The sequence below is a fragment of the Paenibacillus aurantius genome (assembly GCF_032268605.1).
GTDB classification, from domain to species: Bacteria; Bacillota; Bacilli; order Paenibacillales; family NBRC-103111; genus Paenibacillus_AO; species Paenibacillus_AO aurantius.
Genome location: NZ_CP130318.1, coordinates 2,907,244 through 2,920,239, shown reverse-complemented (window position 1 = coordinate 2,920,239; position 12,996 = coordinate 2,907,244). Strand labels below are relative to the sequence as shown.

Here is a 12,996-nt window from a genome sequence, read left to right as displayed (position 1 = left end):
AGTATTTATCCTAGAGCCGACTTGATGTTAATCTTGATCGGCGGCTGGAACACGTTTTGAGCTCTTTCGTCCTGAAGCCAGCAGGCGGCTGTGTGGCTGGCGGATACCGAGACGGGCTCCGGCGGATAAGCCCCGCACACCTTCATAGCGTAAGGACATCGGGCGGCAAAGGCACACCCTTTGGGAGGAGCGAACAAGTCCGGCGGCGTCCCCGGAATGGGCGTTAGCGGAACATCCTTTTCCATATCCAGCCGCGGCATGGACCCAAGCAGGCCTTGCGTATAAGGATGCTGGGGATGCTGAAACAACTCATCTACCGTGCCGCTCTCGACAACCTGGCCCGCATACATGACGTTCACGCGGTCGGCGATCTTGGCGACTACCCCTAGATCGTGAGTAATGATGATGATCGAAACGCCCGTCCGTTCCTGCAGCTTCTTGAACAGCTCGATGATCTGGGCCTGAATCGTGACATCCAGTGCCGTGGTTGGCTCGTCCGCAATGAGCACCGAAGGTTCGCAGACGACCGCAATGGCGATCATGATCCGCTGCCGCATCCCGCCGCTGAATTCATGAAGGTACTGCTTCAACCTTGCCTCGGGATTGGGGATGCCTACCAGCTTGAGAATCTCGATCGCTTGCTTTCGGGCTTCCGAGCGGGAAACCTTCCGGTGCCGGACGATCCCTTCCATGATCTGCTCGCCGATGGAGATGGTCGGATTCAAGGCCGTCATCGCATCCTGGAAAATCATAGAGATCTCCGAGCCGCGTAGCTCTCTCATCTGCCTCTCATTTAAAGCGGTGAGCTCCCGCCCCTTAAAACGGATGCTCCCCCCGGTGATCCGGGAGCTGTGCTCCGGGAGCAGACGCATCAGGCTTCGGGCGGTTACGCTTTTGCCGCAGCCCGATTCCCCGACGATCGCCAGCGTCTCGCCCGGCTTAAGGGATAAGCTGACGCCGCGGACCGCTTGGACGGTGCCGCCGTGCGTGGTGAAGGTGACATGCAGGTTGTCCACTTCAAGCAAAGGGTTCGGATTGGCATTGGTCATGGGAATTATCTCCTTTGCTTCGGATTGAAGGCGTCTTGAAGCCCGTCGCCCACCAGGTTAAAGGCAAGCATGGTCATGGAAATGAAGAACGCCGGAAAGAACAGTCTCCACCATTGGCCCGAGATCAGGGTGGTCAGGGCGTCGTTCGCCATGACTCCCCAGCTGGCGAGCGGCGGCTGAATGCCGAGTCCGAGGAAGCTCAGGAAGGCTTCCCCGAAGATAGCGGACGGGACGGAGAATGTCACCTGCACGATAATCACCCCGAGGGCGTTCGGCAGCAGGTGCTTGAAGATGATGTAGCCCCCGCTTCCCCCGAGAGTCTTTGCCGCCTGGACGTACTCCGCCGACTTCAGGCTTAACACCTGGCCGCGCACGATCCGGGCCATGCCGATCCAACCGGTCGCGCTCAAGGCGATGATGATGGTCTTCAAGCCCGGTCCCATGACGACCATGAGGAGGATGACGATGAGCAGATACGGGATGCCGTACAGCAGGTCGACGAACCGCATCATGATGTTATCGACCCGGCCGCCTACATAGCCGGCAATCCCGCCGTAAACGATGCCGATCAGGAAGTCGATGAGCGCGGCCATCAAGCCGATGAAAAGCGAGATGCGCGCCCCATAGAGTATCCGGGCGTACACATCGCGGCCCAGGTCATCCGTGCCGAACCAATGAGCGGCGGACGGCTTCTGGTTCGCTTCGAGGAGCGCCTGCTTCGAATAGCTCTGGTCCGTCAGGAGGGGGCCGAAAATGGCCAGAATCGCCAGAATGGCGATGATAATCAACCCCAGCATGGCCAGCTTGTTCTTGCGCAGCCTGAGCCACGCCTCCTGCCACAGTGAAAGACGGGGACGCACAATGGCTTCTCCGGTCCCTTCCTGCTTGGGCATGGGGACAAATAATGAATCGGGAACCGCCATCGGCTAGCCCTCCTTTCGGTGAAGCTTGATTCGAGGATCGATGATTCCATAGGCGATGTCGACCAGGAACATCATGAAAAGCAGCAGAGCACTGTAGAAAACGGTGGTCCCCATGATGACGGCGTAATCGCGGTTGTTGATGCCGTCAACGAAATATTTTCCCATCCCCGGGATGGCAAAAATCTTCTCAATAACGAAGCTGCCGGTCAGCACGTTCGCCACCAAAGCCCCAAGCAGGGTAATGACGGGAAGAACGGCATTGCGAAGCGCATGCTTCAGAACGATCGTCGCCGGTGAAAGCCCTTTTGCTCGGGCGGTTTCGATGTAATCCGCGGTAAGGACTTCGAGCATGTTCGCTCTCGTCAGCCTGGCGATAATGGCAATCGGTCCCGTCGACAGCGCAAGTGCCGGTAGAATGACGTGCCTCCACGTTCCCCACGTGGCTACGGGCAGCAGCCCCCATTTGACCGCCACGTACTTAATGAGCAGAGTCGCCATAATAAAGTTCGGCACCGCGATCCCGATAACCGCGATAATCATGGCCAGGTAATCAATGATCCGGTTATGCCGCAGCGCCGCCACGGTCCCGAGTGCGATCCCGGAAACAATCGCGAAGAGAATCGCCACCATGCCGAGCTGGAACGAAACCGGAAACCCGCGGTCGATCATGGAATTGACCGTATCCGGAAAATGGCCGATGGACGGGCCGAGATCGAAGGTCAGCAGCGACTTGAGGTAGAGCAGGTACTGAACGGGAAGCGGCTTGTCCAGGTTGTAGAATTCCATCATGTTCTGAACAGCGGTCGGATTTGCGTTCTTGCCGTCTTTCTCAAAGGGAGATCCCGGTACGGAATGCATCAGGAAAAAGGTTACCGTGATGATCAGCCACAGCGTAACGACCATCGACAAGAAACGGCGCAGTATGAATTGTGTCATGGGTTCCCCCGCTTCTAACAGAATGTGGTTCGCATGGCCAGCTCGGTCATGACGAGCATCGCGCGGTAGGCTTCCAGGATATCTTTGGCCTGGTAGGTGACGATCGGACTCTCGCTGTCAATCTCCGTTCCCGGCATCAGATGGGCCCATTCGGCCTGCCCATAATTGTTGAATTCGATCGTGAGCAGCGGATTTTCAGGCGGGACAAGAGGCTTGACCTGATGGCGGTTGGACCAGGCTTCCTCCGTCTTGTCCTTCAGCAGCTTGGAGCTCTTCTCCGGGGTCAGGCAGAGAGCCGAGGTGCGGGAAATGCGCTTCTTCACGACAGCGGTGGTGACGCCCGGAATGAGTTCCTCCGCCTCCAGCGCCGTTTCGTCGTCTCCCGCGACCAGGAGCACCGGCACGCCATAATGCCCGGCGACCATTGCGTTGAAGCCCATCTCCCCGATCGGACGGTCGTTGATCAGCATGTTTCTGACACCGAAGATCATCGTGTGGCTCAGCACACCCTTCCGGGCTGCCCGCGTATGGTAGCCGATAAAGGCGGCTCCGGAAAAGGACGAATCGAGTCCCTGAACCATGGAAAAGGGCTTGACGTCACCGGAGATGAGCTGGGCTTCCGGATGGAGTCTCTCGATGAGCAGATTGTTCATTTTGGAGTGGCTGTCATTGACCACCACTTCCTCGAGTCCGAGCTCAAAAGCCGTTCTGATGACGCTGTTGGCCTCCTCCGTCATGATGACCTGCCCGCGGGAATAGTTGGATTCCCTCGAGTCGATGAAGGTGGTGTCCACCAGTCCGGTAATGCCTTCCATGTCAACCGAAAGATAAAGCTTCAACCTTGCTTCCTCCCTTAGCTATCTGTTTGGGTATAGTCCGCTCTATCCGCCTCTTAGACGAAGCCTCGTCGCGAATGCGGACGGAGGGACGCAAAAACCCAGCAACCGCCCCGGACATGGCATCCCAAGGAGCGTCTGCTGGGTTTTATTTACGGGTATGCCGGGCATACGGATAAATAAAGCAGCTTATTATGTACTTGTTGGCAGCGGATGGATCTCTTCCCGGCTGGCCAAAGCCAGCTTGTATTTCTTGGCGGCATCCTTGAAGGCGACGATGAGGGCCTTCTGGGAGGAGCCGTGGTACCTCATGCGGATCTCTTGAGCCACCTCGTCGTAATCCGACATCCGGTAGCCGATGAAGAGAGAACGTACAAATTCATTAGTTAAAGGAATGGTAGAGGAACAGCCCGCATCGATAATTTTGTGGCTTGCGGTATCCACGACCAAGCCGATAAAAAAAGCGCTGTACTGCTGGGTGATCGGGTTGTTCACGGACGCTTGAGCGTCGCCGATCACATAAAGCGTGTCCTTGTCGTACACCGACGCCACTCCTTGTCCTTATTCTGTTCGTTGTCCGTTCGGGATGTGGGAAGGTCGGCTTCCACGACCGGCGGACTTCAGAATAATGTAGAGATGTTATTTAGTCTAACACCGCATTAACATGTTGTAAATGGAAATTGCTATAAATGAGAATGAATCCACTCTTCGTATAATAGACGGAACAAGTCCTCCTCCGCCTCAAAGAACACCCCGTCCCCTTTGGTTTGCCGAAGACCGTTCATCAGGAGGACGATTCCCCAACCTTCTTCCGGATCGAAGAACCAGTCGCTCAGCAGACCGTAAGCGTCCCCCGCATGCCCGATCAGTCGACGGCCCGGAAACAGGTCATCCGTCAACTGAAGCTGCAGGCCGCTATTGCGGAAGAAGCCATCCGTCCGGTAGCCCGACCAATGCGGCTTATGCATGAGACGGATCGTTTCCGGCTTAAGGATGCGGGTCCCCTCCGCCTCTCCTCCATTCAGATGGGTGAGCATAAATTTGGCGAGATCCGCTGCCGTTGAACGAAGCCCTCCCTGCGGGCTGAACAAAGCCCCGTTGGTGCCGGGAATATAACCGCTGTAATCTACCGATTCCGGCATTCCCGTCTTGAAATCGTCCAAATTGGCCTCGTAGGCATGCTTCTCCTCGGAGTATGAATACAGGACAGCAAGCCTATTCGGGTTGGCGAAGTCGGCCAGTCGGAAGCTGGAATTCATCATGCGCAGTGGTTCGAACAGATGCCGTCGGCAGTAAACGTCGAACCTCTCACCCGACAGCTTCTCCACGATCGTGGCAAGCACAATCGCTCCGAGGTTGGAATATTCGAAACCATGCGGATCCCCCGGCATGGTTCTCCCCCACAAATCCTCTGTGTGGTAACGGCCACCCGTGACCATCAGCTCTTCCAGCCGGATGAGAGGCGGGTTCTCCTTCCGGGAATCGACCGCGAAGCGGACATATTCATCCTGAAGACCGGAGGTATGAGTTAGCAAGTGCGCGAGCGTGACTTTACCTTCAGGATAATGCGGATGGCGGAACGGAAAACCTAGAAGTTCGCCTGCGTCCGAATCCAATGCGCAGAGCCCCTTCTCCACCAGCTGGAGAAGTGCCGTCGCCACGAACACTTTGGAGATGGAAGCGATGCGGAAGGCCGTTGCTGTCGTCATGGGCCGGCCGCTCTCCAGATCCGCTTGGCCGTACGCACCGGTCCAAACGTCTTCCCCCCGGCGGACCACCGCAGCCGAAAGCCCAACGATGCGGTGCTTTTCCATGATCGCTTGTAGGGACCTCTCCAGTCTTTCCATTCGTAAGTCACCTGCCTCTCTGCTTTTTTATGGCAGCATGCCTCAAGGGATTGTTATGTTCCAAACCGCTTGCGATAGCCGCATTTCCGGCATAGCTCCTCCACCGCTTCCCGGCGGGAAAAGCCTTCGTACAACCGGTTAGCGCGCTCCCCCTCTACGATTTCCGAGAAAGGGGTTTGCTTCACATTCCCCAGGTTGATAACCCCTTCCCCGTCGAGGCAGCACGGAACGACCGTTCCGTCCACCAGAACCGCGGCTTGGTTGCGAAGGGCATGGCAGAATCCAGGCGAATGATCTTCCTCTTCCTTAAGATCCGGCCATTTGAATTCATGGTCCTGGTTCAGGTACACCCGTTCCGTCAGCTTGAGCCCGCTGCCGCGGACGAAGCTTTCTTCGATCCGGTAAGGGAGTTCATACTCCTTCTCCAGCATTTCGAGAATGTCCCGGTTCCGTTTCTTTTCGGCGTTCGTGGCATTATCCTCCGTCAAATTCCACAGCCGCAGCGAGAAGATAATGGACGTGGCCGCCAACGCTTCCCGGATAAAGGACAGGATGCCGCCCACATACCCCTCTTTGTCGGTTGACCCGACATGGCCGTCAAAGCTGTGCAGCGAGAAGTTCATTTGACGCAGCGCCGGCTTTCCGAGGAGCTTGTGCCGGTTTTTGGCGAGAAGGGTGCCGTTCGTGGTGATGTTGACCTTGAAACCCTTCTCGTGGCTGATGTCCAGCAGTTGATCGATTTTGGGATGCAGCAGCGGCTCACCCTTAACGTGGAAGTATAAATAATCAGTATGCGGCTTAACCTGATCGAGCAGGTCGGTAAAATCCTCAATGCTGATGAACTGGGCCTGTCGCTTCGTCTGAGGACAAAAGATGCAGGCCAGGTTGCAGACGCTCGTGGTTTCGATATAGAACTTCTTGAATCGTTTCATTAACCGGTTGGCTCCATTCTCGTATCCTATATAGTCGGTCTCCTTAGAACAGGAGGCTGTAAAATTCCTCTTCTTCCAGAGGGCCGAAGTATTGCTTCAAATCCAGACCGGCTAGTGCTTCGCGCACCGAAGCGGCATCGTAGCGGACATCCTTCAATCGGCCCTCCACATCGGCCACCTCGCCAACCCCGAAGAAGTCGCCGTAAATGGAAGCCTGGCGAATGATTCCGCCGACAACATGCAGCCTAACATCAAACGTTCCTGTCGAAAGGCGGCGCACTTCCCTCACGTTAAACTCGGGTGAACGGCCGTACGTCCAGTCCCAGTTGCGATACCGGCTTTCCGAGATGCTTCGAATGGTTTCCCAATCCTTGTCGGTCAAACGGTATTCTTGGACCTCGCCCCCTCCGAAGATCGAGGAAAGCAGCGACTGGCGGAACTGTTCGATGGTCATCGGTTCCTTCAGAAACTCCGATATGTTGGCGACCCGGCTGCGGATGGACTTGACTCCCTTGGATTTGAATTTCTCAGGGTTCGCTTTAAGCGCGGAGGCGACGTTCTCCATTTCGGAGTTGAATAGGAGGGTACCATGGGTAAACATGCGGCCCTTCGTCGCAAATTGCGCGTTCCCGGATATTTTGCGCTCGCCTACTTGAATATCGTTGCGTCCCGACAGCTCGGCCTCTACCCCCATCTGACGAAGGGCTTGCACGACGGGTTCGGTAAATTTGCGGTAATTGTGAAACGATTGGCCGTCATCCTTAGTGATGAAGCTGAAGTTCAGATTGCCGAGGTCATGATAGACGGCACCGCCGCCCGATAGCCTCCTGACAATATGGATGCCGTTTCTTTCGACATACTCCGCATTGATCTCTTCCAGCGTATTCTGGTTCTTCCCGATAATGATGGAAGGCTCATTGATATAGAAGAGGAGATAATCTTCCTCCGGGGGCAGGTGCTTCAAAGCAAATTCCTCTATGGCCAGGTTGACCCGGGGATCCGTAATTCCCTGATTGTCTATAAAAAGCATGGTTAATTCTCCTTTGCGGCAAGCGGCCTGGGCGGCCGGCTGACTTACATCCTCTCCGCATTATACCACCGGAAATAGCAAGAATGAAAACATTCCGACCGTTTTCGACGGCAAACGTTAATCTTTTTAATGGTTAATTGCATAATTTGTTTATAACATTAATTATAAATATAGCGAATCGTGTCGATTGGGTCAGATTTAAACAAAAAAAGAGCGGATTTCCCCGCTCTCTGCTTGGTTATTCATGTCTATGGCACGCTATCTCTTTTTATCCGGTCCTAATCGCATCCATTCCCCCGTAATGAGAGACGGCTTCCAGAATTTCGCCGATAATCGGCAGGATGAACTCCGTGGGGCCGATCCTATAAATTCCGCTGCGGTTATGCATCCATACGTCCGTGGCGTAAATTTTGAAATGGCGGGAGCCGACGGAATGATTCGTGAACTCTCTCCCGGAAGCGTTCTGATTCGTAATGGTCAGCTTACGGGAGCCGTGGAACTCATAAGGCATAATACTTACAATACTTGAAAGCGCGACGTGGTAATTGACGTGCGGCTTCTGAATAACGAGCTCCCGGGTAGAAACGGTTAAGCCAAGATGGTGGTTCTTATGCGAGAGCTTCAGCTCCCCGCCCATTTCCTTGATGCTTATAAAATCATTGTACATACGTCCTGCCTCCTTTACGGCTTCTACTAAAGGACTTGTCCGGTTGAACGGCCTGACGGCATCTTTTGAGTAGCATACCATACCTTCCCGACCCTCTGCAAAAGAAAGCGGCGAACGTGCGTTCACATTCCCGGGAACTTATGAAATAATAGAAGGATATTCCTTGCGAGGTGTCCTATGAACGTTTTCCGTATCAAAGCCCGTCAGGACCTGGAGTCCCGGCTTCCTTCCATGCCCTGGTATATCGATAATTTCGTTCACCATAAGCTTCCCGATCTCTCCCCTTCCACTTTACTCGAATACGTCCGGGATTATGAAGCTTTCTTCTCCTGGATGCTCGCCGAGGGGCTGTCCTCCGCTGGGTCTATCGGTGCCATCACGCTGGAGGATCTGGAGAAGCTGCATGCCGAGCATATCGACTTGTTCAAAGCTTATCTGGCCTCCCGCCGGGAGCAGGCCAACACCCGAACGACGATCACACGCAAGCTTTCTTCTTTGAAATCCTTGTTCCATTACCTCAGTCAAATAGCCGAGGACGAGAATTTCTATCCTCTTCTCAAGCGAAATGTGATGGCGAAGGTGGAGATCCGCCGCACGCAGAAGCCGAAGGAACGGGCGGGCCGGCTCGAAGGTAAGCTGCTGCAGGAGAGCGAGATCGACGAGTTCATCGCTTACCTTCACGAAGGCTATGGGGAGGATATAGCCGATAACAAGCAGGCCCTTCATTCCTACCGGCTGAACAAAACAAGAGATGCGTGCATCGTGAGCCTGATTCTGCATTCGGGCCTGCGTGTGTCCGAAGTCGTCAACCTGTCGGTCGAGGATATTGATCTGAACCTTAAGCTCGTCCACATCCAGCGCAAAGGAAGCAGCGAAGACGCCTTTAAGACCGCCGTCTATTTCCGCCAGGAAGCCCGGGATGATCTGGCCCACTACTTGTCCTTGCGCTCCACCGCGTACCATCCGCCCAAAAAGGAAAAAGCCCTGTTCCTCACGATACCGAACGGGCAAAAGGAAGGAAAGCGCATGACCAAGCGCGCGATCCAGGAAATGGTGATCAAATACGCGAAGCGGTTCGGCAAACCTTACCTGAGGGTTCACATGCTCCGGCATTCATTCGCCACCGATTATTATTTGCAGAACGACCTGTACAAAACCCAGGAGCAGCTCGGGCATGCCTCCCCGGAAACGACTCAAATCTATGCCCATCTTACCGACAAAACCATGTCCCGCGCCATCGACAACCGCAAAGGCTGACAAATGTAGACCCGCTTAATGCCGCGGGCCCGCCCTAAAAAGCCAGGAGAAGACCGCCTTCTCCTGCATAGGTCCCGATGACCGGTCCCATATCCGACACCACGATTTCCCGGAAGGAATACCGCTTCTCGATCTCCTCCTTCACCGCCAAGGCTCTGTCGAGGCAGTTGGAGTGTGCGATGCCGAGCACGCGGTCGCCGAGCTCGGTTTCCTTCTCTCCTACGAAGTCAATGAGCCGGCGGACGGCATTCTGCCTGCCCCGGCATTTCTCAACAAGCTCCAGGGTCCCTTCCTCACTCGCCTGCATGAGGAGCTTGATGTTAAGCACGGTGGCAACGGTTCCACGGAACCGGTCGAGTCTCCCTCCCTTGATAACATTCTCCAAGGTATCCAAAGTAAACAAGGTCGCCGTGTGGGGGATTCGGCTGCGAACGAACGCGGCCGTCTCTTCGATGCCTCTGCCTGATGCGGCAAGGCGGGCCGCCTGCATAACCAGCACCCCCAATCCAAGGGAAGTCGTACGGGCATCGAGCACCTCAATGATTCCTGCGAAGCCTTCTTCGAGGAGCATTTCTTTGGCCATCAAAGCATGATGATAAGTGCTGCTGAGGCCCGAAGACAGGCAGATGACGAGAAGATCGCGGTCTGCCGACTTCCGATAAGCCTGCAGGAAATCATGAGGACTAGGGCTTGAGGTTTTGGGCAGGGATTTCCCCTGCTTCATCCGCTCGTAGAATTCTCCGGCATCCATTTCCGAGGTGGACTCCTCTTCGTCAAACATTACTTTCAAGGGAACTACATGGACCCCCGCCTTCTCCCTCCAGCCTGCAGGTAAATCCGAACTGCCGTCTGTTATAATCTGGATGCTCATCTATTTCCCCATCTCTACTTGTTGATATAAATAACCCCGACCGTCCCGGGTCCGCAATGGCTGGAAATGACGCAGCCCGTCTCAGTCAGAAGAACCTGCCTGGCTCCTGTGTGAGCCTCCAGCTGGTGCTTCACGAACTGGGCTTCCTCATAAGCCATGGAGTGCGTAACAATCAGAATACTATTGTCCAGATGGTCACGTTCGGCCAAAACATTTTGAAGCAGCTGATCAAGGGCCTTCTCCCGTCGGCCGCGAATTTTGGAGGCCAAAATCATAGAGCCGTCCACCACTTTGACGATCGGACGAATTTTCAAGAGGCTTCCTACGAAGTTCTGCAGGCTCGACAGCCTTCCGCCCTTGTAAAGATAATCCAGCGTGTCGATAATGAACGCCGTCTCTACTCTAGTACGGATATCGGTCACCAGCGTTTCAATCTCGGCAGCCGACTTCCCTTCTTCCGCCGCCAGGGCTGCCGTCAGAACCTGAATGCCTATACCCGTCGACAGGTTATAAGAGTCCACGACCCGGACCCGGCCTTCTGGAAGCTGAGAAGCCGCAAGAGAAGCGTTCTGCACCGTGGAAGACAAGGCGGAGGAAAGCCCGATGTACACGATGTCTTTCCCTTCCCCGACCGCCGGTTCAAATGCATTCAAAAAGTCGGCCGGAGACGGCGCGGCGGTCTTCGGCAGCCGTCCTCCCGTTTCCACTTTGCGGTACAGAAGCTCCGGGTACATATCCACGCCATCCCGGTACGACTCCTCGCCAAAAGTAACATACAGGGGAACTACACCGATTCCATGCCGCTCCAGCAGCTCGGGGGTTAAATCATTGGTGCTGTCGGTAAAAATTTGAACGGGTGCCATTCGATGTCCTCCTGATTAATTAATCCTATTAATTAATAATATTAATTATAAACTAAATTAATTATACATTTCTTCTTTCCAGCAAGTACTCATTTTACAGGGGCTCTGCCCCTCTGTAAATAACCTTTTCCCTTCGGCGGCATCAGCCGGCAAAAATATTTCCTCTTCTTCAAGAACAGCAAAAAGACACCCGTTTTGGAACGAGTGTCTTCACAAGACGCTAGCTTATTTCAAGTTTTCCGGGTTAAGGCTTTCAAGCTCCGGCACCACAAACCGTCCGTCTTTGCGGATCAGTCTGCCGTCGAACCAAATTTCGCCTCCGCCGTACTCGGGGCGCTGGATGCATACCATATCCCAGTGAATGGAAGACTGGTTGCCGTTGTAAGCCTCGTCGTAGCATTGGCCGGGGGTGAAATGAAAGCTTCCGTCAATCTTCTCATCGAAGAGAATATCCTTCATCGGCTCCCGGATAAACGGGTTGACCCCAATGGCGAATTCTCCGATATAGCGCGCCCCTTCGTCGGTGTCGAGGACTTTGTTAAGGCGCTCGGTATCATTCGCTTCCGCCCGGATGATCTTGCCGTCCTTGAATTCCAATACGACATTTTCGTAAGTGAAGCCATCATTAGGGGTAGGCGCGTTGAAAGAAATGACCCCGTTCACCGAATCCCGGACCGGCGCGGTAAACACCTCTCCATCAGGAATGTTGTTCTCGCCGGAGCACTTGATGGCGCCGATTCCTTTGATCGAGAAGCGAAGATCCGTCCCGTTGCCTTTGATCTGAACCTGGTCGGTGCGGTCCATCAGGTCCTTGAGGGAATCCATGGCCTGCGACATTTTGGAATAATCGAGGGTACAGACATTGAAATAGAAATCCTCGAACGCTTCCGTGCTCTGATTGGCGAGCTGCGCCATAGATGGATTCGGATAGCGTAGCACGACCCATTTGGTCTTTTTCACCCGCGTTTGCAGATGAACCGGATGGGAGTACAGACTGGAGTACAGCTTCAGCTTCTCCTCCGGAACATCCGACAGCTCATTGATGTTGCTTCCGCCGCGGATTCCGATGTAGGCCTGCATTTTCTCCATCTGGTGCTGATCGAATTCTGCCCAAGTTCGGATCTGATCTTCCGTCGCATTCATTAGCAGGGCTCGGGTAACGGACTGGTCCCGCAGGTTAACGTACGGATATCCGCCTGCCTCCTGCACGAGACGAACCACTTCCTTGACAAGGGCTGGTTCGATTCCGAAGGCTTCAATGAGAACATTCTCGCCGGGCTGCACCCGGGTCGAGTAATTAACCAGCCCATCGGCCAGCTTGGATAGTCGGGGATCTAGCATAAGTATGTCTCCTTTTGTATGGGGAATGGGTTTTGTAGGAAGAGATATCTTACCTATTGTGTCATAGAGTTCGGGTCCTATTCAAGTCGGGCGGAATGCTGAACCCCATAAGTTAACATAACATTTATTATGTATACAAACTAATCGCGGAATCCGGAACTAGCAGATAAACGGCCCACACTGGACTGGATAGTTTCTGCTGATGTGGTCTACCTACCTTCCCTCTTGCTTCTGTTAACCTCCGCTCTTCCCCCTTCTTGGTTGCCCATGGGGACTCCATCTCTTCATCAGGTCATGCTCCTCTTCGAGAAGGTCAACCGTGTAGTTTGGCAGATCACCAATAATCGTTAGCAAATCCTCCAAGAAAGCTCCCTTTCCATAAGCTACACTTAAAACAACAAATGCTTGAATCTGGAATGGAGTTTACGCTTCCTTCCGGGATAA

Annotated in this window: 13 protein-coding genes; 1 reads left to right on the top strand and 12 read right to left on the bottom strand. The window is 54.3% G+C overall.

The genetic code is table 11. The annotated features are described in order from the left end of the window. Positions 1 to 5: 5 nt before the first annotated feature. The 9 genes from MJA45_RS13240 to MJA45_RS13200 form a co-directional block, all read right to left on the bottom strand. Positions 6 to 1,049, bottom strand: a complete 1,044-nt coding sequence (locus MJA45_RS13240) for an ABC transporter ATP-binding protein (protein ID WP_315607719.1) — start codon at positions 1,047 to 1,049, stop codon at positions 6 to 8. 5 nt (positions 1,050 to 1,054) lie between these two features. Next, entirely contained in the window at positions 1,055 to 1,972 is a 918-nt protein-coding gene (locus tag MJA45_RS13235) for an ABC transporter permease (RefSeq protein WP_315607718.1), read from the bottom strand. 3 nt (positions 1,973 to 1,975) lie between these two features. Continuing rightward, the gene (locus MJA45_RS13230; protein ID WP_315607717.1) at positions 1,976 to 2,908 is read right to left on the bottom strand and encodes an ABC transporter permease; all 933 of its coding nucleotides are present in this window, start codon (positions 2,906 to 2,908) and stop codon (positions 1,976 to 1,978) included. Positions 2,909 to 2,922: 14 nt separating this feature from the next. Further along, positions 2,923 to 3,747 carry a M55 family metallopeptidase gene (locus tag MJA45_RS13225; RefSeq protein ID WP_315607716.1) on the bottom strand — a complete coding sequence of 275 codons (825 nt, stop codon included), beginning with the start codon at positions 3,745 to 3,747 and terminating at the stop codon, positions 2,923 to 2,925. Between the two features lie 189 nt (positions 3,748 to 3,936). Continuing rightward, positions 3,937 to 4,287 carry a DUF3870 domain-containing protein gene (locus MJA45_RS13220; protein ID WP_315607715.1) on the bottom strand — a complete coding sequence of 117 codons (351 nt, stop codon included), beginning with the start codon at positions 4,285 to 4,287 and terminating at the stop codon, positions 3,937 to 3,939. Positions 4,288 to 4,427: 140 nt separating this feature from the next. Then, positions 4,428 to 5,591: a serine hydrolase domain-containing protein gene (locus MJA45_RS13215; protein WP_407083129.1), complete on the bottom strand. Its 1,164-nt coding sequence runs from the start codon at positions 5,589 to 5,591 to the stop codon at positions 4,428 to 4,430. Between the two features lie 53 nt (positions 5,592 to 5,644). Further along, the gene (locus tag MJA45_RS13210; protein ID WP_315607713.1) at positions 5,645 to 6,523 is read right to left on the bottom strand and encodes a radical SAM/SPASM domain-containing protein; all 879 of its coding nucleotides are present in this window, start codon (positions 6,521 to 6,523) and stop codon (positions 5,645 to 5,647) included. A 43-nt stretch (positions 6,524 to 6,566) separates the two neighbouring features. Continuing rightward, positions 6,567 to 7,553 (bottom strand): lipoate--protein ligase, encoded by a 987-nt coding sequence (locus tag MJA45_RS13205; RefSeq protein WP_315607712.1) that lies wholly within the window; start codon positions 7,551 to 7,553, stop codon positions 6,567 to 6,569. A gap of 268 nt (positions 7,554 to 7,821) precedes the next feature. After that, positions 7,822 to 8,220: a hypothetical protein gene (locus MJA45_RS13200; RefSeq protein WP_315607711.1), complete on the bottom strand. Its 399-nt coding sequence runs from the start codon at positions 8,218 to 8,220 to the stop codon at positions 7,822 to 7,824. A 177-nt stretch (positions 8,221 to 8,397) separates the two neighbouring features. On the opposite strand from MJA45_RS13200, the gene xerS reads away from it, so the two are divergent. Then, positions 8,398 to 9,477 (top strand): tyrosine recombinase XerS, encoded by a 1,080-nt coding sequence (gene xerS, locus MJA45_RS13195; protein WP_315607710.1) that lies wholly within the window; start codon positions 8,398 to 8,400, stop codon positions 9,475 to 9,477. A gap of 34 nt (positions 9,478 to 9,511) precedes the next feature. Here xerS and MJA45_RS13190 read toward each other — a convergent pair whose 3' ends face one another. From MJA45_RS13190 to MJA45_RS13180, 3 genes are all read right to left on the bottom strand, one after another. Beyond that, complete coding sequence (locus tag MJA45_RS13190) at positions 9,512 to 10,348, bottom strand: DegV family protein (RefSeq protein ID WP_315607709.1); 837 nt, start codon at positions 10,346 to 10,348, stop codon at positions 9,512 to 9,514. A 14-nt stretch (positions 10,349 to 10,362) separates the two neighbouring features. Further along, positions 10,363 to 11,211 (bottom strand): DegV family protein, encoded by an 849-nt coding sequence (locus MJA45_RS13185; protein ID WP_315607708.1) that lies wholly within the window; start codon positions 11,209 to 11,211, stop codon positions 10,363 to 10,365. Positions 11,212 to 11,436: 225 nt separating this feature from the next. Further along, positions 11,437 to 12,552, bottom strand: a complete 1,116-nt coding sequence (locus tag MJA45_RS13180) for an aminopeptidase (RefSeq protein WP_315607707.1) — start codon at positions 12,550 to 12,552, stop codon at positions 11,437 to 11,439. Positions 12,553 to 12,996 lie beyond the last annotated feature (444 nt).